13 protein-coding genes are annotated in these 19,602 nt (G+C 60.8%); 6 read left to right on the top strand and 7 right to left on the bottom strand.

Translation table 11 applies throughout. The annotated features are described in order from the left end of the window. Window positions 1-106 precede the first annotated feature (106 nt). A complete protein-coding gene (locus P5205_07990; GenBank protein ID HSA10299.1) occupies window positions 107-5,767 on the bottom strand; it encodes an immunoglobulin domain-containing protein in 5,661 nt (1,886 codons plus the stop codon). 561 nt (window positions 5,768-6,328) lie between these two features. Continuing rightward, window positions 6,329-7,813 (bottom strand): NADH:flavin oxidoreductase, encoded by a 1,485-nt coding sequence (locus P5205_07995; protein ID HSA10300.1) that lies wholly within the window; start codon window positions 7,811-7,813, stop codon window positions 6,329-6,331. Window positions 7,814-7,910: 97 nt separating this feature from the next. Here P5205_07995 and P5205_08000 point away from each other — a divergent pair, with 97 nt between their 5' ends. From P5205_08000 to dtd, 6 genes are all read left to right on the top strand, one after another. Next, complete coding sequence (locus P5205_08000) at window positions 7,911-11,690, top strand: DUF748 domain-containing protein (GenBank protein HSA10301.1); 3,780 nt, start codon at window positions 7,911-7,913, stop codon at window positions 11,688-11,690. Window positions 11,691-11,754: 64 nt separating this feature from the next. Beyond that, window positions 11,755-12,072, top strand: a complete 318-nt coding sequence (locus P5205_08005; protein HSA10302.1) for a hypothetical protein — start codon at window positions 11,755-11,757, stop codon at window positions 12,070-12,072. Window positions 12,073-12,266: 194 nt separating this feature from the next. Next, on the top strand, window positions 12,267-12,575 hold the full coding sequence (locus tag P5205_08010) for a hypothetical protein (protein ID HSA10303.1): 309 nt from the start codon (window positions 12,267-12,269) through the stop codon (window positions 12,573-12,575). Window positions 12,576-12,642: 67 nt separating this feature from the next. Further along, window positions 12,643-12,867: a hypothetical protein gene (locus tag P5205_08015; GenBank protein ID HSA10304.1), complete on the top strand. Its 225-nt coding sequence runs from the start codon at window positions 12,643-12,645 to the stop codon at window positions 12,865-12,867. 71 nt (window positions 12,868-12,938) lie between these two features. Then, on the top strand, window positions 12,939-13,103 hold the full coding sequence (locus P5205_08020; protein HSA10305.1) for a hypothetical protein: 165 nt from the start codon (window positions 12,939-12,941) through the stop codon (window positions 13,101-13,103). Continuing rightward, the gene (gene dtd, locus P5205_08025; protein HSA10306.1) at window positions 13,103-13,555 is read left to right on the top strand and encodes a D-aminoacyl-tRNA deacylase; all 453 of its coding nucleotides are present in this window, start codon (window positions 13,103-13,105) and stop codon (window positions 13,553-13,555) included. Before P5205_08020 ends, dtd begins: the two co-directional genes overlap by 1 nt. Window positions 13,556-13,565: 10 nt before the next feature. On the opposite strand, the gene P5205_08030 is transcribed toward dtd, so the two are convergent. The 5 genes from P5205_08030 to P5205_08050 all read right to left on the bottom strand — a co-directional run bounded on the left by P5205_08030 (window position 13,566) and on the right by P5205_08050 (window position 19,552). Beyond that, window positions 13,566-14,387 carry a hypothetical protein gene (locus P5205_08030; protein HSA10307.1) on the bottom strand — a complete coding sequence of 274 codons (822 nt, stop codon included), beginning with the start codon at window positions 14,385-14,387 and terminating at the stop codon, window positions 13,566-13,568. Window positions 14,388-14,692: 305 nt separating this feature from the next. Continuing rightward, entirely contained in the window at window positions 14,693-15,925 is a 1,233-nt protein-coding gene (locus tag P5205_08035) for a DUF4340 domain-containing protein (protein HSA10308.1), read from the bottom strand. Next, window positions 15,922-17,841, bottom strand: a complete 1,920-nt coding sequence (locus P5205_08040) for a Gldg family protein (GenBank protein HSA10309.1) — start codon at window positions 17,839-17,841, stop codon at window positions 15,922-15,924. Before P5205_08040 ends, P5205_08035 begins: the two co-directional genes overlap by 4 nt. Before the next feature lie 14 nt (window positions 17,842-17,855). Continuing rightward, window positions 17,856-18,599 (bottom strand): ABC transporter permease, encoded by a 744-nt coding sequence (locus tag P5205_08045; GenBank protein HSA10310.1) that lies wholly within the window; start codon window positions 18,597-18,599, stop codon window positions 17,856-17,858. Further along, a complete protein-coding gene (locus P5205_08050) occupies window positions 18,599-19,552 on the bottom strand; it encodes an ATP-binding cassette domain-containing protein (GenBank protein HSA10311.1) in 954 nt (317 codons plus the stop codon). The genes P5205_08045 and P5205_08050 overlap by 1 nt, the downstream gene beginning before the upstream one ends. Window positions 19,553-19,602 lie beyond the last annotated feature (50 nt).

The following is a 19,602-nucleotide window of genomic DNA, read 5'->3' on the forward strand; positions in this document are numbered from 1 at the left end:
TAATCGCTTAGCTCCGGGCAGGTAATACGTTAGCGGTTTGCCGGAACCATACACTCACAGCAATCCGCCATGATCAAGTCTCACGGCGACATTCCTCGGTCCAGATTCAAGGGATTAGAACTACGCGATAGAAACGGCGCACTTTTGAGCCGATAGTATCGGACGCCGTGATCGCAGTGCCCGTCGCCACGGTCTCAGCACCTAAATTGGTCCAATCGGAGGAGTCCAAGACTTCCTTATACTGGAGCTGGTAGATCTGTCCCGAAACCGAGCTCCACACCAGGTTGACAGCACCGTTGGATTGGGTGACCGCCTGGAATACCGGTGGCGATAGCACCGTGAGAACTGCGCTCGCGCTTACTGTGGAGCCCAGACTGTTGGTGACAACGACAGAATACGCCCCCGAATCCGCCAGGGAGACGTCGGTGAGGGTCAGGCTGCTGGTGGCAGAGCCGGCAATATTGCCGCCGTCTGCCAGTTGGATGCCGTTACGCCGCCAATTGTAGGAGAAAGGTTGGCTGCCGAAGAGCGAGACTTCAAAGATCACATTGGCCCCTGCAAGCACCGTCAGGTCGGCCGGCTGCGCGATGACTTGCGGAGCGAAACTGAGGCGAAAGACCGTCCCGTGCCCCCCCAGGCCCGCGTCGGTGGTGGTGCCGTAAAAGCTGCCATTGGTCCCCGTCACGAGAGCCGACATTGGATGCGCGCCGGTATCGAAGCCATCGAAACTCACCAGTGTGGTCATGACCCCGGCAGGCGTGACGCGAAAGACGGTGCCGAGACGGTTGACGCCTCCGCCGTAAGTAGTGCCATAGAAGTTGCCATCGGCGCCTTGTATCAAGCTGGCCTCGGGAAACCAGCCATCCGAAGGAACGAACGCATTGAACGCATACAACGAAGTGAATACGCCATTGGTGGTGAGCTTGAAAATTGCTCCCTCCACTGGCACACCCATCAAAGTGCTATGCTTGGTGGTGCCGTAAAAAGCGCCATCCGCGCCCTGCACCAAGGCGGCGACTGTATGATTGGGAGCTGGTGGAAAGCTGCCTGCGTCGCTGCGAAACGAGTAAAGGTTGGTCAGCCTGCCATCAGGCAGCAGCTTGAACACACTGCCGCAATTGTTGGAGCCCCCATTCGGAGTGGTTCCGTAGATGCTGCCATCCGCCCCCTGCACCAGGGCGGCCACGGGGGCACCGCCACTGGCATCACCCCTGAAGTAGTAAAGGGACTCGAGCACCCCATCGGGGGTAAGCCTGACAATCGTGCCTTCATCATAGAGCCCACCACCCTGAGCCGTGCCGTAGAAGTTGCCGTCAGCGCCGTGCAACAGCGCCGCATACGGATTCCGTCCGTCCGCCAAGCCTGAGAAGGAGTGCAAGCTTGCCAGTTCACCATCCAACGTCACATTGAAGGCAGTGCCGGCGCCATAATCGCCGCCGTACTCGGTCGTACCATACAAGAAGCCATCGGCCCCCTCCACCAGCGCCGCCGCGGGCAACGCCCCGTTGGTCCAACTTAATGAAAACAGGGTTACAAATGCTCCATCAGGAGACGCCCGGAAGATAGTGCCCCCTTGATGCGCGCCTCCGTAAACCGTCGTGCCGTAGAGACTTCCGTTGCTGGCCTGCACCAGTCCATTCGGACTGCCGCCGCCTTCATCGCCTGTGAACCAGTGCAAAGTGGCCATGCGAGTCCCCGGCAAGCTGGCAGGAATGACCGCCAATACCGCTTCGGAACTGACCGCCGACCCGATGCTGTTGGTCACGATCGCAGTATAGGTGCCGCTGTCAGGTTCCATCGCAGCGTTCAGGGTGAGGCAGTGGCTGGAGGAACCCGATGCGTTGGTGCCATCGGCCAGGGGAATTCCGTTCTTCCTCCATTGGTAGGACAAAGGCAAACTGCCGACCGCCTCCACACAGAAACTCGCCCTGGAACCCGGAATCAACGCCCCCCCCACCGGTTGGAGCGTAAAGATCGGCGGTGATGAGGTGATGGACAGGATGGCGTTACTGCTTAGAACTGAGCCCAGGGAGTTCGTGATGAGCACCGAATAAGTCCCGGCATTGGCAAGCGTTACATTGGACAGCGTCACGGTGTCCGTGGCCGAACCGGCAAGGTTGCCGCTGTCGCTCACATTGGTTCCGTTCTTTCGCCACTGGTAGCCCAAAGGCGCACCGCCAAAGGCGCCAACATTAAGCACGACATCAGCGCCGGTAAATTCATCCTGGCTGACGGGTTGACGCGTGATTTGCGGGAAGGAGTTGACATGGATAGCGAAAACAACGCCTTTGCCCTTCGCACCGCCGTCCCGGGTCGTGCCGTAAAGCCTGCCGTCGGGCCCCTGGATCAGAGTGGCCTGGGGATTGGCGCCGTTGTAGCCGTCGAACTGCACCAGTGTCAGCAGTGCGCCGTTGGTGGTAATGCCGAAAACGGTTCCAGCGCCATAGTCTCCGCCAATGGCGGTGGTGCCATAAAGTGCCCCGTCGCTGGCAAGCAGCAAGCCGCTCATCGGACTTGCCCCATCAGAACCACCACTAAAAGACCACAGCGCGGCGAGCACGTTGCCATCGGGCGCCACGCGGAAGACCGCGCCCTTGCCGTAACTGCCGCCCCCGGTCGTGGTGCCATAGAAGTTGCCATCGCTGCCCAGCGCCAGCGCTGCAGCGGGAAATGCGCTGCTGGCGCCATCGAAGGAAGCTACTGTGCCAAGCACGCCGTTGGTCGTGATTCGGAACACGGTGCCGTTTGTAGTAGCGCCCCCCCTGTAGGTTGTCCCGTAAAGGCTCCCATCAACTCCTCGCGCCAGCCCGGCGTAAGGCAATCCGCCGTCATTGCCATCGCTGAATGAATACAGGTTGCTGATCGTGCCGTGCATTCCGTTGCGCGTCATGCGGTACACCGTGCCGAAGAACTGGGTGACACCGCCGCCATAAGTGGTGCCGTAGTAGTGGCCATCCGTCCCTTGCGTCAATTCCGAGTATGGCAGCGCACTGCCGGGTAGATCGAACGAAACCAAGCTAACCAGTCCGCCATTGGTGCCAGTCTTGAAAATGGTGCCAAGGCCGTTGGAACCACCGCCATAGGTCGTGCCGTAGAACTCGCCGAGGCCGGCTCGCACCAGGGCCGCCCGGGGATTTGCCCCATCGCCAACACCATTGAACGACCATACTGGCGTCAACACGCCACCAGTAGTCATGCGGAACACGGTGCCGAAGGAATTGGTGCCACCGGTTTGTGTCGTGCCATACAATTGGCCATCGGCCCCCTGCACCAGCCCATTCGGATTGGCTCCATCGTTGCCGCCGCCGAACGAGTAGAGGGATTCCAGAGTCACTCCCGGCGCGGTCACCGAATCAATGGTCAGCAGGGCATTGGAACTGAGGACATACCCAAGGCCATTGACCACCACTGCGGCATAGGTTCCGGCGTCCGCGACCGACACGTTGCCGATGGTCAGTGTGCTGGTCGCGGTGCCGGACAAGTTGCCTCCGTCGGTCAAGAAAGTCCCGTCTTTGAGCCATAGGTATAATAGCGGCGGGGTGCCGACGGCCGACACGCTCATCGTTACAGTCTGTTCCGGCACCGCCGCCTGGCTGCCCGGCTGCGCGGTGATGAACGGGGCCGAGGCGAGAACCGTGAGCTGTGCGACTGCGCTTGTCACACCCCCCGCGACGTTACGAATGTTGACCAAATACCCCCCCTCCTGGGCGGGAGATACATTGCTGAATATCAGGGTGCTGTTGGCAGTCCCGAAGACCTTGCCGCCGTCGGTCAGGTTCGAGAGTGTTGTTCCATTCGTGTATTGCCACTGATAGAAGAGCTGCGCGTTGGTCGCCGTCTCCACGCTGAAGGCCGCGGTCATGCCCTCGAGCAAGGACAGATTCGCCGGCTGTGAGGTGATCGCAGGCGGGGTGACAACGTTCAGCACAAAGCCACGACTCTGCCCGAAGTAGTTGTTGAGATTCGTGAACCAGGTTGCAGCAGTGTAGCTGCCCGCAGGCAGGGCGTTGGCATCAGCATTCGGGCTGAACGTCACGGTGGCAGCCGGTCCGCCGGGAACCAGGGTCCCGCTGGACGGCGACACGTCGAGCCAGACGGGTGTGTTTGCCTGCGTCCACATCAGCGAGACCGCGCCGGCGTTGGTCAGAACGCAGCTTTGAATCGCAGGATTGAACGGACCCTGGACCGGGCCGCTGGCCGTGAAGCCGGTGGCCGGCGTAATCTGCAAAGCATCCGGCGGTGCCAGCAAAGCGGCGATCAGGTTGCTCCCGTTGGGAGTGCCCCAGCCCGTGGCGAGGTCGTAGCCCGGGCACGCGAAGTACTTCTCAGCGCCACAGCAGGTGTTGGTGATGTTGCCGGCCGTGATGTCGTGAAAGGCGGCGCCGTAGCCGGGCCCAGAGCCGATGGCGTAAATAGCAGGGTTGAGAAATCCGATAGCGGGCTTGCCGCTGAGCGCCGCCTGCTGATTGACCAGCGCGGCAAATCCGGCCCACAGGGGCGCCGATGCACTGGTGCCGCCAACGCGGTATTGCTGGCCGTTGTTAGCGATGAGCCAGATCATCGCGTCAGCCAGGCCGGCCACATCCGGAAAGTTGCGGTTGGTCGTGGAGCCCGCGCTGCAAGTCAGGTCAAGGCCCTGTTGCCAGATCGGCATGGGGAAGGTGGTGCTGACCCCGCCGCCGCTCCCGGACCAGACGGTTTCCGATACCCACTCTCCTCCCGGCCCACTGGTGGTGAGGGAACTGCCTCCGACAACTGTGATGAATGGATTGTCCGTTGGCGGAAAGGGAGGACACGCAACGCAGCGGGCGCCGTCGTCCGAAGAGGCCTGGAAGAACGACTGCCCCTGCGCCTGAAACCGCAGGAACAAGTTGTCCCGCGTAGTGTCCCGGGGTGAGCCGAACCCCCACGAAGAGCTGAGTTGGCGGACCAGTGGCTGCCCCAGGCTGTTGGTGTCGGTGGCCATGCGGCTCAGGATGGTGTTCAGGAGCCTGCCCTGATAAACGACAATCCCGGACAAGCCCGGAGCCATGGCAATGGCCATATCAATGTCCAGGGCGACCTCGATGTTGTTCGGGCCCGGCTGCCCGCTGACCGAATTGAGCAACACGTGTGTCAGCGTAACATTTGGCAATCCTGCCAGGCTCGCGTAGGCGCGAATATCGCTAGGATAGTAGCTGTCAAACGCCACCAGCCCAACCGTTTGCCCGGTGCCGTCCAGCTGCACACCCGGAGCGTAAGCCGCCCGGAAATCTCCGCCCCAAAACGTGCCTCTGGGACCTGAGCCCGTCGCCACAGGTTCCGAGTACGGAATCGAGTCAAACGGGCTGGCTTGCAGTCCCAAAGGCCGTGGCAGGTCAAAGTCGTCCAATCCGTTGATCCCCTCCAACGGGACATCCAGGTCGAGCGACGGCTCGGCATCCGGCGCGAAGAACGTGCGGTTCTCTTTCGGGTGCCGGTAAGTCTTCAGATTTACATTAAAGGCGCGCTCGATGTCCGCCACCGCACCCCGCACATTGAGCAGCCCTCGGTCCTGTTGCTGACCGTTCAAGCGCAGGCCGCGGGATTCCACAAAGGCGACGACTTTTTGGTATTCCTCCTCCGTCGGCCCAAACCGCTCTGCGAATTGCGCGGGGGTCAAGTATTGCCGGTAATCCGGGCTGGCCGGATTGTAGAGCTCTTCGAGCAGGTTGGTCAGGGCCTCCCGGTTGCGCAGCGGCAGGCCGATGGCCAGCTCGATCTCATTGGCGCCTGGCAGTTGGCCCAATGCCGACAAACCCTCCACGGCAGACGGCAACTGGCCCCGCAGTTGTTGCCGCCCTCCCGCGCGAGCGGCCGTCGCGCTTTGAAGCAGCGAAACCGCACAACCCAACGCCAGGAGTGCTGTTACAAAGCGTCTTGGGCAAGTTCCTGGGGATTGAGCAAAACCGAAGATTGAGCGTTGTCTCCCGTGACTATTCAAGGTTCCCATGGCTTTTTATGCTGCGCCAATTGTAACCGTCCCGGCCAACGTGGGCAAGAACAGTCCGACGCAGGAGGGAGTCTCACCATATCCTCTCCGTCTCCACACCGTATCCACACCGTGGATACAGCCTTGACACCTCCGGTGGATTTTGGCGTAACACGTTGTGATTGCAGGACTTATATCAAATCAGACCCACAGCCGGGCTTTCTCCCGATCAGATTGCGGTAAACCACTGTAACGATTGAACTTACACGGTTACTCGACCATTGAACGATTTGCGTAACCAACTCACCCCGCTGTGAGACAACTAGCGGGAGCAAGCGCGCTCCCCCGACCACGTAGGCCTCCCCGCGGCCAACCCACTCACTCGGCAGCTTTCTTGAACTGCTTCAACCGCTGGGCATCGGGCTTGGCGGCGTAGTAGCGGTCCAGGGGGTAGCAGCCGCTGACGAGGCCTTTGCGGGGCGCCGTCGTGCAGTCGCTGAAGGTGCGGCAGATGGATTTGGACGAGAGAGTCCCCTGCCCTATCGCGTCGGCCAGGATCGTCGGGTACGCCAGCACCATGCGCCCAATGCCGATGAGGTCGGCCCAGCCGTGGCGCAGGACGTATTGCGCCACGTGCGGGAGATATTCCTGAAGATAGCTGTACGCGGTGCCGACAAGCAGGAGGTTCTTCCGTACGCGAGCCTTGAGCTGACGCACGACGTTGATCTGGCGTGCCACGCCCACCAGCGGGTCCTCGGGCGGTTGATAACCATCGGACGGCGGATAGGCAGCCGGCCGTTGGATATGGGGGTTGTAATAGGGCGATCCGGCGGTGAGGTTGACGATCTTGACACCGAGCGTTGCGCACAAGTCGAGGAATTGCATCGTCTCCGTCAGGTCATACTCGATCGGGTTGTGCTGGTTCACCCCAAAGGCGTAGCGGTAAGGCAGGCAATGGGCATGATCCACCGGGACACCGGGGCCGGGTTTGCCGGGCCGGGACAGTGCGGGATCCGGCCGGAAAGGAACGAAGTCGAAGGCGCTGAGCCGCACCGCCAAGTCAATCCGGTTCCCGCTGGCGCGGATGGCGGCCACGATGTCGCGCAGCAGGCGAGTCCGATTTTCGAATGAGCCGCCGTGCTTGCCGGGCCGGGTGAAGGCGCTGAGGATCTCGTGGAGCAGGTATCCATGGCAGTGCTTGATGTCCACAAAGTCGGCACCCACGTCCCAAGCGATGCGAGCGGCGGCGGCGTAATCCTCCACGAGGCGGTCCAGGTCGCTGTCCGTCCAGACTTGCGCGTCGCTGGTGACCTTGAAGTTGCCGTCCAGCAGAGGATGGCGGTAGGCCGGACGCGGTTCCAGGCGGGCATTGTCGTTGGGTTTGCAGAACCGGCCCGAGTGAGTGAGTTGAAAACCGATCACAAGGTCGTCGGTGGTTCCGTGGCGCTGCTTGTGGGCGGCCAGCAGGGATTCGCGGAGCCCGGCCAAATCGGCCTTGGTCTGCTCGCCAATGATGAGCTGGTTAGGATTGGCTCGGCCATCGGGCCGGACGGCCATCGCTTCACCGCCGAAGATCAGCTTCGCGCCGCTCTCGCCGAATCGCTGCCAGCGCCGGCGCACATCAGGGGTCACCCCGCCGCTGGTGGTGCCATCCCAGCCTTCCATCGGCTGCACGGCGTAGCGGTTGCCTAAATGCTTGCCGTTGATGGCGACCGCTGGGACCGGCTGGGCCAGCGGCGACGCAGCCCCGGTGGCGATGGCGTCTTCGCAAGGCAAGTCTATCCCCAGCGAAGCGACGTGGGCACGAAACTCGGCCACGGTCTTGAGCGATGGAATGCGCGTCAGTTTGGAAGACTCGAACATAGTATGACCGGGAATGTGGTTAGCGCCAGCGGACATGGCCAGAAGATTTTTCCGCGTGTAGTCTGCCCTGATCCGTGCTACACTGCCGCCCGGTCACATGCGAATCCAAATCCCTTCTCTCCAGGGGCTCAAGCAGTCGCGCTGGTACAAACGCCTGCTCTGGGCAGGCGCGGTGCTGCTGCTGTATGTGCTGGTTGGCTTCTTCGTGCTGCCGCCCATCATCAAATCCCAACTGGTCAAACGCTTGCCACCCATCACCAAGCGGCAAGTGGCGGTCCGCCAGGTGAAGTTTAATCCGCTGGCCCTCTCGCTGACTATCCGCGGGCTCTCGCTCACCGAGCCGAACGGGGCGGTTTTCGCGTCGTGGGAAGAGCTGTATGTGAACCTTCAACTTTCGTCGCTCGTCCGCTTCGCCTGGACGTTCGCGGAGATCGGCCTCAAGCAGCCCTACGGCCACATCGCGTTGTCCAAGGACGGGCAGTTCAATTTCGCCAACATGGCTGAAAAGACCGAGCCGCCACCGCCCAAGCCGGAGAAGCCCGGCGCCCTGCCCCGCATCAACGTCCGGCGGCTGCACATTGATGACGGCGTGGTGGTGTTCGACGACGGAACGCATCGCTTGCCGCTGCACACCGAATTCAAACCCATCAACATCTCGCTAACCAATCTAACCACCCGCCTCGGCAAAGACAGCGTCTACTCCTTCGAAGCCCGCAGTGATTCCGGCCGCAGTTTTGCCTGGACCGGCAGCCTGACGGTACAGCCGTTCGAATCGCGCGGCCGCTTCGAGATGGTAGGCGCCGACCTTAGCAAATGGACGCCCGTGGCACGGGACTTCGTCAAAGCGGAAATCACCGGCGGGCGGCTCAGCGTCCGCGCGGACTACGCGCTGGCCGCTGGAACCAATGGCTTCGACGCCAGCTTGACCAATTGCGCCGCCGAGCTGGCGGCCTTCAAGGTCAAGGACTTGAACACCGGGGAGACCGTGACGTCCGTGCCGTGGTTTGCCCTTCGGGAAGTGGACTTTGACCTGCGCCGCCGCGAGGTGCGGATCGGGAACGTCAGGCTGGTGCGATACGACCAGATCGTCCGCGTGGAGAAAGACGGCGCGCTCAACCTCGCCCGGCTGTTGGACCCGCGCCCGGCGCAGCCCGCTCCCACCAACACCGCGCCCGAAGCTTCCGCGGCGCCGTGGGTCATCGCGGTGAATGATGTCACCGTGAAGGACGCGGCCGTTTCGTTCGCCGACCTGAGCCGGTCCAACCGCTTTGAAACCACGCTCAAGCCAATTCAGGTCCACTTGCAGCGCTTTGCCACGCGCTCCGACTCCGATGCGGCGTGGGATTTCAGCATGGCCACTGAAGTCGGGGAGACGATCACCGGCAGCGGCACGTTAGCCCTCGCGCCATTGCGGTCGGCCGGCGAAGTCAAACTGTCCGGGATCCAGATCAGGAAATATGCGCCCTATTACCAGGACAGCCTGCGCGGCGAAGTGCTCGCCGGCAAGGTGGATGTCGGTGTCGGCTACCGCTTTGCCGCCGCCTCCAACGCGCCGCTTGTCACAGTCTCCAACGCCGGGGTGACGTTGACCGGCTTTCAGCTCAAAGCCGCGGACACAGGGGAAACCGTAGTCAGCATCCCGTCCTTCTCGATCCAGGGAACCGAAGCCAGCCTCGCGGAGCGCAGAATTCAGGTCGGCATGGTCAAGTCCACCGGCGGTTCCATTCTCGCGCGTCAGTCGAAGGACGGAAAAATCAACCTGCTCGGGCTGTTGAATCCGCCAGCGCCCAAGCCCGTCGAAACCAACGCCCCCGCCCCGAACGCAGCCCCCTGGACCGCACTCCTCAAAGAGATCGCGTTCGACGGCTACGCCATCAAGCTGGAGGACCAGAAACCCGCCAAGCCGGCTGCCCTTGCCCTCGACCAGCTCACGTTCAACGTGCAAGGACTCAGCACCGTGAGCAATGAGCCGATCAAAGTGTCGCTGTCGGCACGCCTCAACCAGGCCGGCACTCTGGCGGCGCAAGGCACCGCGAAGATCACCCCCCCTGCGGCTGACATGGCCATCCGCCTGAACGACCTCGATCTGCGGCCCTTCCAACCGTACGTGAATGAAGCGGTGCGCCTCGGCATCGCCAGCGGGAAGTTCAGCACGCAAGGCCGGGTGCTCTACACTCCCCCCGGCGCCGGCGCGCCGATGCTGAAGTTCACCGGCGGACTCAGCCTCACCAATTTCGTTACCACCGACCAGGTGCTTTTCAAGGAGTTCGTGAAATGGGACGCGCTCGATGTGACCGGCATTGACTTCGACCTGCAGCCCAATCAACTGCAAGTGCAGGAAGTCAAGTGGCGCGGACTCGAAGGCAGCATCCTCATTGGCCCGGACCAGCGCCCGAATCTCAAGACCATCCTCCCCGAAAAACCGGCGGGCGCCCCCGCTGCCCCCGCCACAAATGCGCCACCGGCCAAAGCCGGCGAGTTCCCAATGCAGCTTGGCGCGTTGGTGCTGGAGAACGCTGCGTTCCATTTCGCCGACGAGTCCATCCAGCCGCATTGCACCTTTGACGTGCAGGAGCTCAGCGGCACCGTCAAGGGTCTGTCTTCCCAGGAGCAGAGCACGGCCATGGTGGACCTCGGCGGCAAGGTGGAAGCCACCTCGCCGTTTTCCATTCTCGGCAAGGTCAATCCGCTGGCCAGGGATCCGCAACTGGCCCTGGCCGTGGCGTTCACCAACATGGATCTCACAGCCCTGAGCACCTACCTGGAGAAGTTTGCCGGCCACCCCCTCAATAAAGGCAAGCTATTCATGGATCTCCATTACGACATCAGCCAGCGGCAGCTCAAGGCCGAGAACAAGTTCCGCATTGACCACTTCACCCTCGGGCCACGCAATGAAAGCACTAACGCCACCTCCCTTCCAGTTAAGCTGGCCGTGGCGTTGTTGAAGGACCGCAATGGGCAAATCAACCTCGATATCCCGCTAAGCGGCCGGACCGACGACCCGCAGTTCAAGATCGCCCCCATTGTCGCCAAGGTCGTGGTCAACCTCATCATGAAAGCAGCCACTTCTCCCTTCTCACTGCTGGGCGGCCTGGTGGGCGGCGGCGAAGAACTCAGCTTCGTGGAGTTCCAGCCCGGCCTGGCCGAGATCCCGGACGCCGAAGCGCAAAAGCTCGATAAACTCGTCCAAGCTCTATACGAACGCCCGGCCGTCAACCTGGAAATCGCCGGCTCATTCGACCTGGAGCGGGACCACCCGGCATTGGCCCGCATGAAGTTGGAGCAACACCTCAAGGTGCTCCACCTCAAGGAGCTCGCCGACGCCGGCAAGACAGTCCCCAGCCCCTCCGGCATTCAACTTGAACCGGCGGCAAGGGAACGCCTTCTGAAGCAGGTGTATCTGGAACTTGGCACGAACCAAACGCTTGTTCTGCCGCCCGTTGCCGGGGCCACAGATACGAACGCTGTCTCGGCGCCTCCCGTCACCTCGTTGCCGGATCCGAAGGAACTTCAGGCCGTCGCCAAGGCTTCGGACAAAGCCCCCGCGGCAAAGCCTGCAAAGCGCAAAGGCATCGCAGGGCTGATAGGATTCGGAGCCAGGAGCTCTTCACCCTCCAAACAACCCAGTTCGGCCCAACTTCCTGCAACTCCCGCAGGCACCCCCCTCACCACCGACCAGCTCGAGGCCAAACTCGCTTCCGTCGTCCAGGTTTCCGGAAACGAGCAAGGCGCGCTGATGAAGCAAAGAGCCCAGGCGGTGCAGGCATTGATCCTCCAGGGCGGAAAGGTCACCGCTGAACGCCTGTTCATCGTTACGCCCAAGACCACGACGGGCGCTGCCAAAGGCCAAAGCCGTGTGAATCTCTCCCTTCAATAGCGGCCCATGAAGCCACCCGCAAGAGTCCTGGCGGGGGCGATTTCCCCGTAACCCGGTGCTGTCCATGAATGACCGTGAAGCGATCAAGGTGTTGATCGTAAACGAAAACGGCTTGTATCTCGCCGGCACCGCCTTTCAGTGGGAGTTCACGGATGACCGGCGCAAAGCCAGGGTGTTCGACTACCACGCTGACCACGTGGCGGACCGAATTGACTTGCTCCGCAAAGCCGAGGGGCAAGTCTTGATCGCCGTAAGAGTGGACCCACGCGAGATCTACGAATTCTGTGATCAGTGCGGCTGCAGGACGCGAGCACTGAAGATGTTCTTCGATGGGCAGCAGTTCCTGTGTAGTGATTGCCGGACCGCCGGATCCGGCATTTGAGCCGCGCTCTCCGCGTCCGCACCTTGCGGGCAGGCTCCGTATTCACCCGCCCCTCCGCTTCAGTATAAGTGCGGATTGTGCATTCTTTGCGTCTGTGCGACGATTCCTGTACGCAGTGGGCTCGTACGACCGGACGCACTGCCAAATTACAGAATGGAACTCACTTTGGCGGTGTCTGGCAGAGGAATTAAGGAATGAAGGTGTTTGTGCGCAACACTCAAACCGGGTGGTACTATCAAGGGCCATCCCAGTGGACTCCTGAACAGGGGTCGGCGCAAGACATGGGCCAGGTGGCGCGAGCCGTGGAGCAGATATTCGAGACACGGCTCGAGAACGTGGAGATTCTCCTTTGCTATGACGACCCGCGTTACGACCTGGTGCTGCCTGTGCCGCCTTCGCCCAGTCGGGCTGAGCCTCCCGGGCAAAGCCATTCCTCATGGGGGGACCAACCAGGGAAGACCGGGAAACCGGGACTTCAGCACAAGAAAGGCCCCTTGCTGTGAATAAGTTGTGAATAAGTATTTGCTTCGCGCACTTGCTATTCACTGACTTGTTAACAACTCTGGCGACATGCGGCGGTTGCTCAGGAGTTTAACGACCCACGAGTATTTCGGCCAGGGCTGCTGGACGCCGGACCCGGCACAGGCCCAGAATTTCCCCGATGCAGGCAAAGCTATTGAAACGTGCCTGCGCTACCGCCTGAGCGAGGTGGAACTGGTCCTGCAGCTTGACACTGAGCAACAGGGGTTTTACGACACCCACCTGCGGCTTTTCGACTACGGCCAGGCAGCCTGATCTGCTGAGGGCACTCGCACGGATTGGCGGGTGGCACTTGCGCCGGAACGCGATGGCGGTAACATCCTTGGATGAAACTGCTCCTGGCGTTCATTGCTTACCTGGCCATCGCCGTCGTGCTCGGCTGGGGCATTCTCCTCGCGGTCAAAGGTGAACCGTGGCTGCTGATCGTAGGTTCTCTCACCTACGCGCTGGCATTCGCGAAGCTGGGCTGCTTGCCGAATAAATCCCACTGATGCGAGCCGTCGTCCAGCGGGTCGCCGAGGCCAAAGTCACCATCGCAGGTGTTGTCAAGGGCGCCATCCAGAGGGGTTTGCTCGTGCTGCTGGGGGTGGAAGAAGCCGACACGCCGGCGGACATCGAATGGCTGAGCGGCAAAATTGTGCGGCTGCGGGTATTTGATGACGAGCAGGGCGTGATGAATCGCTCGGTCCAGGAGGCGGCGGGAGACATCCTGCTGGTCAGCCAATTTACCTTGTTTGCCAGCACAAAGAAGGGCAACCGGCCATCCTACAGCCGATCAGCCCGCCCTGATATCGCCGTACCGCTTTATGAGCAGTTCATCCAAAGGCTGACGCAGGACCTTGGCAAGCCGGTCCAGACCGGCGAGTTTGGCGCCGACATGCAGGTGAGCCTCACGAACGACGGACCAGTGACGATCCTTCTGGATACCAAAGCACGGGAGTAGCACCGATGGGTCAGGCTATCTGCAGCGAGATTGCCCTCGGTTCTGAATCCTCGTCCTCCTCGGCCTGGATGCCGTCAGAGAATGCCAGGTAAAGAAACGCGAAGAGGCTGGTCAACGGCAGCAGCAGCAGCACCCCCACCCAGAGGCTCTTGCACCGCGCCTGGGCAATCTTGAACGGCCAGAGAACTGTCGGCACCAGATTCAATAACGGCACAAAGTAAGCCAGGAACCACCACCCCGACATGCCGGCAGCACGCAGCATGGGAATCGTCTGTAGCACCGGCAGCCACACCATGATGCCTCCCGGGTTGCCGGTTTTGCGGCAGATCAACATGCAGCAGTAGCAGTAAAACAGATAGAACAGGAGCATCACCCCCAACACGGCCCAGAGCACCTTCATTCGAATCAGAGCCCGCCAATCCAGTGCCGCGAGCGAACGCTTCTGCGGCTCTTGCCCCAACTGTTGTCCCAGTTGTTGCCCCAGTTGCTGCCCCAGAGCCTTCACCTGCGGCGCGTCAATCTTGGCGATTTCCCGCTTTGCCCAGGCCGCCGCCGAGTTGGTCTGGACCTTCGCGTAACCGAGGTCCTGCTGAACCACTAGCGGCAACTCGGGGATCTTGAGACTGGCCAGACCGCTGTCGTGGTGAATGATGATATAGTTCTTGGCCTTGGTGAAGACTGTCACGTTGCTATACGTCGTTGTCTTCGTTTGGAGCACATCGAAACGCTCCTCAGCCAATACCAGCTTCTCCGAGGACAATGTCCAGGATACCGCCAGCGCACACCACGCCAGCCATCTTGCGGCACAGCGACTAGATCGATAAGTATTCATGCTCACTAAATCACCGGCACCGGGTCAGTTCGGACCAGGCAGCCATGCCGGAGAACCGCACGATTTGTGCCATGAAAACCGCAACCTTCCCCTCCCACAAAGGTGATGAAGAAGGCCATCCCTGGTATCTTGAGGTACTAGGGTCACCCAATGCTGTCAGCCTGGGTTGCGTTCGAATAGGGGGCTAAGTCCGCTGCTTCCATGGAAATGAGAACAAGCCTTGGCCCCAGGCGCTCCCCTTGCCGGTCGGGCGAGTTATCCAGGAAACCGCGCCGGGCAATGCGGCGTCAGTTCTCTTGATCCGGCTAGGGTTTGGGCGGCTCCATCAGGTCTGCCGCGTCCTTGTCGTTGGTCGCTGCCGCCTTTTCTTCCTTCTTAGGTTCCTCTTTCTTCTCAGTCAGGAGCTGGCCCCGCTCTTTGAGCAGCGAATCAACCGTCCAATTGGAAACAAGATAGATCCTCTTGCCGTAGGCTTGCTCCTGGCTCAGCTTGTCCTGGAGCTTCTTCTGGTTGTCCTTGAACTCTTTGTCCAGCTTGTCCTTGTCCTCGGGCTTCTCATCCTTGCCGGGCGTGCGTTCCTGGGGGATTTGCGCCGTGACGGACAAGGTCATCGGCAGGCTATCGTTGGTCTTCTGGCCGAGTTTGATCGCGTAGGTGAAGTTGTCGAAGGTGTCCAGCGTGATCACGGTCGGCTTGTCGAGGCCAACCTCCTCCGGTTTGGTGTCCGCCGGGAGCACGTCGTTGAAGGATGGTGATGAGAGAGCATAGGAGAAGCTGGAGGTCTTGGACGAATCCAGTTTCTCATCAGCCTTGGCATCCGCCAGTTTCCAGTCAGTAGCGTTTTCAGTGTCGCGCGTCACCTTCCAGGAATTGGTTGCCAGCGGATACGTCACAGCAACCGAGCGTATCTTCTCCACCTTGAAGAAGTCCTTGTTGAGCCACTGCTCGGGCTTGGCCTCGATGTTGCTCAACGGATCGGAGACCACAGCCACCGTCTTGGCCGACGTGCCAACCATGACGTAACGGCCATCGGGCCAGCCTTCGCTCTCACCCATTTCGCCCATCGGCGAAGGGCGGCCTTCGGACTTGCGCATGTGGGTTTTCCCGAGCAACAAGGACCGGATCACCTTGCCGGCCTCGTCGCGCAACTCCACCAGCACGGCGGTATTGGTCCCCGGCCCGGGCGGCAGCAGCTTGTAACGGCCCAAGTGGGAAGGACCGATCTCTTCGCTCTGGGCCGCCTTGAGGTCCGCGGCTTTAAGGAGAAGACCGCTGATCTCAGAAAAGTTGGCCGGGTAATCGTTGCGTTGCTTCACGCGCCACAGGTTATCCTTCCTGACCAGATCCAATTGGTTGGTGCCGCCCTTGATCATGATGGACGCGACGTCATTGACCGGCAGTTCGCCCAGGAGCTTTCCGGCCGATCCCTTCCGACCAGCGCCCTGCCAGGCGCTCTGGTTCCGCTGGTGCACGACCAGCCCAAGCACACCCAAAACCACCACCAATGCCAGTAGAATGAAGAGCTGTTTCCGATTCATTTTGCCGAAGTCTTTCTACGGTTAACAATCGCAATAACAATGCCTGTGGCCGTCACCGCCAGGGGGATGGCCAGAATGTTGACCCATTTGAGGCGCGTTTGCAGCGAGACAACTTCCTTGCGCAAGTCCTTCTGCACTTGCTTCAAGCGCTTGCGGGATTCCGCCTCTTCCTTCCGGAGTTTCTCCAGTTCGGTGCGCTGTTCCGGCGACAGGATGAAGCGCTGGTCCTTGTCCTTCTTCTGCGCTTGCAAGTCGTTGATCTTGCGCTGCGCCTCAGCCGCGCTGTCCTCCAGGCGCTTGATCTCGCTTTGGAACTTCACGTTGGCGGCAGCCTCCATCTCTTTCACACGGGTGAAGGGCCGGTTCATGGTGGCCCGGCTGCGCACAGCGATCAAGTTGTTGTCGCCGGTCATCTGTTCGACGATGTTCTGCGCCAGATTCAGATTGGCGTTCATGGCCATTTGCAGCGCGCCAAACGGGCTGTCAATCCGGCGCATCGTGAACGGATCGTAGAGCATATCAGCGTCGCCGAACAGCACCACGGTATTATCGCCCTTGGTCTCCTTGAGCGAATCATCGGCCTTCTTCTCCTCGGCCGGCTTCTCGTCCTTCTTCTCGGCATCGTCCTTCTTCTCCGCGGGAGCGCCGTCAGGAAACGCGGTCTTGAACTTGCCCGTCAGGCGAATCGCCAGGTTATAGTTCACGCCGGACGGCTTGAATTCCTTCATGATACTCTCGCCCGAGAGATTGGCGAGCATGGCGTCCACCAGTTGCGAATCCTTCGAGCTTTGAAGGAGCACGGTCTCCTTCAAGCCCGCCACCGGGGTGCCAGTGAACGCGCCGCTCAACGGCATCCAGATATTGTCAATCTGGCTCGTGGCCACGTCATCCTTGTTGATCGCATCCGCCGTCAGGCCCAGCCAGGCTGGGGCTTCCTGCGGCTCGCCGGCACGCCCGCGCAACTGCATTTTGAACTTCAAGTCAGCCACTACCTTGCCGGTGTCAAACTGGATGCCCCAAGCTTTGAGGAGCTTGTCCAGCGAGGACCCGCCCCCGCCCATGTTCGCCATCATTTGATTCTGCTGGCGGTTGTCGGCCAGGCACTGGGCGTCGAGGAAAGCGATCAGCTTGCCGCCCCGCAGGATGAACTGATCTATGGCGTACTGCGCCTTCTCGGAAATGTCCTTGGGCGCGACGACCACCAGCAGCTTGATCTCTTCGTCAATCTTGTCAACGTCCATACCGACCCGCTGAACGGTGAAGTCGTTCTTCAGCTCGTTGACGATCGCCCATGGCTGGCTGCCTTGCTGCCCCATCTGTTGCATCATGGGATTGGACGGCATGCCGAAGACCGGCAGCGGGCTCATCAGCCCGATGGTCGGCTTCTCCGGATTCGCGGCGCGCACAATGGCGCGCGCCAGATCATATTCGAGCAGTCGCTCGCGATTGGGCGCCAGGAAGGGAATGGACTGGACCTGGTCGGCACACTTTACCGCCAGGCCCAGATAGAACCTGTCGGCGCCCGGCAGCGGTTGCGCCTCGATCCCATCCAGCCGTGCCGAGTCCTCGGCGTCCGAATCCGGTTGCGGGTCGTATTTCTCCACCTTGAGTTTGCCCCCCGCGACTTGCCTGTATTCGGCGACCAGGTCTTCAACCTTCCGCGCATAACCCTTGAGAAACACGGTCTCGGGTGTTGCGCTCTCGCTCTGGGTGCAGTAAAGACGAATCGTTACCGGTGTATCGAGCTTCTTCAAGATCGCCCGGGTCCCGGCAGAAAGCGTGTAGGCCTTCTCCTGGGTCAGGTCCACCCGCGTGCGCGCCGCGCCGGCGATGAAGTTGAACGCAATCAAAATGACCAGCATCACCACGATGCCAGCGGTCGAGTAGAGTATTGTCTGAAGCGATTTCTTTTGCATCGGAGCTCTCCTTCTTAACCCGCGCGATGCGTGCGCAGGATCACACTGGTTGTAAAGAGCGAAAACCCAATGACCGAAAGGAAGAAGAGGATGTCACGGGAATCGAGCACTCCTTTCTGGAATCCATCGAAATGGGTCATCACGCTGAACGACGTGACCAGGTCCACCAACGAAGGCGCAACCTGTTCGAGCACGTTAATGACTGGAGGAAATCCGGCCAGGATCAGGAACAGGCACACCACAAGCGAAATGATGAAGCTGACGACCTGGCTGCGCGTCAGCGCTGAGGTGATGCAACTGATAGCCAGGTAAGCGCCTGCCATAAGCCAACTGCCAATGTAGGCCGTCAGAATGACGCCATTGTCCGGATGGCCCAGGTAATTCACAGTAATCACCACCGGGAAAGTCAACACCAGCGCCAGCGCCAGGAACAGCCACGACGCAAGGAACTTCCCAACGATCGCCTGCCAGGCGGTGATGGGCATCGTTAGCAGCAGCTCAATGGTGCCTACCCGCCGCTCCTCGGCCCACAGCCGCATGCCAACGGCCGGTACCAGGAACAGGTAGAACCACGGGTGCCAGTCAAAGAAAGGCCGCACCAATGAAGCCTCCTGCCGTTCGAAAAAACCGCCCACGAAGAACGTGAAGAAGCCGCACAGCAGCAGGAAGATGACGATGAAAACGTAGGCCAGCGGCGAGGTGAAGTAAGCGCCCAATTCGCGCTTCGTAATGGTCCAAACATTGCGCCAGGCGTTCATTATGCAGCCTCCTTCGCCGTGTCGGGCATGGTGATGCTCCGAAAGACCTCGTCGAGCCGGCCTTCCTCGGTCTGCAGCTGTTCAATCTGCCATTCGCGGGCCGCCTCGCCAATCGCCTGCGCCAGGGCTCCGTTGGCGCCGCTCTTCGGAAAGGCCCGCACCGTCACGCGCCCTTCGGCCTCCTCTACCACCGTCACCCGCTTAACCAGCGGCACCTGATACAACTTGCTGCTAACCGCACTGGCTGCCGCGCCTTTAACCCGCAGCGTCACAGCGCCGGCCCACTCCGACTTCTGCCGAAGTTCCTGCGGCGTGCCATTCGCGACAATCTTGCCCCGATCAATGATGATTGCCCGCGAGCACGCCGCGTCCACTTCCTCCAGGATGTGCGTCGAGAAGATGATCGCCTTCTTCTCTCCCATTCGCCGGATTAACTGCCGCACCTCGTGCTTCTGGTTCGGGTCCAGTCCGTCCGTCGGCTCGTCCAGGACCAGCACGTCGGGATCGTGAACGATGGATTGAGCGAAGCAGGTGCGGTGACGATACCCTTTGGAGAGGGTCTCGACACTTTGGTGCAGCACCGCTTCCAGGAAGCACATCTCCACGACGCGGTTGACGGCTTGCTTCCTGGCATCGCCGCGCAGGCCGCGAATCTCCGCCGCGAAATTGAGAAAGCCATACACCGTCATGTCCGTGTACGCGGGCGCGTTTTCCGGCAGGTAGCCGATCAAACGCCGCGCTTGAATCGGGTGCTCGACGATGTCAAAGCCTCCAACGGTGACCGAACCGCCGGACGGCGGCAGGAAACCTGTGATCATGCGCATGGTGGTGGACTTGCCGGCGCCATTGGGGCCGAGGAAGCCCAGCACCTCGCCACGGTTGATCGCAAACGAGACGTCATCTACCGCCCGCTTGGTCCCGAAAACTTTTGCCAGATTCTGAACCTTAATCATATCGATTCTTCACATTCATCCGAAAACGACCGGTGGAGATAACCTGTTTA

It is taken from the genome of Candidatus Paceibacterota bacterium (assembly GCA_035452965.1).
GTDB lineage: Bacteria > Verrucomicrobiota > Verrucomicrobiia > Limisphaerales > UBA8199 > UBA8199.

Bases quoted from the DNA above. Each gene is read 5' to 3' on its own strand.
- P5205_08050 (HSA10311.1), bottom strand. From the start codon at position 19,552: ATGATTAAGGTTCAGAATCTGGCAAAAGTTTTCGGGACCAAGCGGGCG.
- P5205_08005 (HSA10302.1), top strand. From the start codon at position 11,755: ATGAATGACCGTGAAGCGATCAAGGTGTTGATCGTAAACGAAAACGGC.
- P5205_08045 (HSA10310.1), bottom strand. From the start codon at position 18,599: ATGAACGCCTGGCGCAATGTTTGGACCATTACGAAGCGCGAATTGGGC.
- P5205_08030 (HSA10307.1), bottom strand. From the start codon at position 14,387: ATGAATACTTATCGATCTAGTCGCTGTGCCGCAAGATGGCTGGCGTGG.
- dtd (HSA10306.1), top strand. From the start codon at position 13,103: ATGCGAGCCGTCGTCCAGCGGGTCGCCGAGGCCAAAGTCACCATCGCA.
- P5205_08015 (HSA10304.1), top strand. From the start codon at position 12,643: ATGCGGCGGTTGCTCAGGAGTTTAACGACCCACGAGTATTTCGGCCAG.
- P5205_07995 (HSA10300.1), bottom strand. From the start codon at position 7,813: ATGTTCGAGTCTTCCAAACTGACGCGCATTCCATCGCTCAAGACCGTG.
- P5205_08035 (HSA10308.1), bottom strand. From the start codon at position 15,925: ATGAATCGGAAACAGCTCTTCATTCTACTGGCATTGGTGGTGGTTTTG.
- P5205_08010 (HSA10303.1), top strand. From the start codon at position 12,267: ATGAAGGTGTTTGTGCGCAACACTCAAACCGGGTGGTACTATCAAGGG.
- P5205_08040 (HSA10309.1), bottom strand. From the start codon at position 17,841: ATGCAAAAGAAATCGCTTCAGACAATACTCTACTCGACCGCTGGCATC.
- P5205_08000 (HSA10301.1), top strand. From the start codon at position 7,911: ATGCGAATCCAAATCCCTTCTCTCCAGGGGCTCAAGCAGTCGCGCTGG.
- P5205_08020 (HSA10305.1), top strand. From the start codon at position 12,939: ATGAAACTGCTCCTGGCGTTCATTGCTTACCTGGCCATCGCCGTCGTG.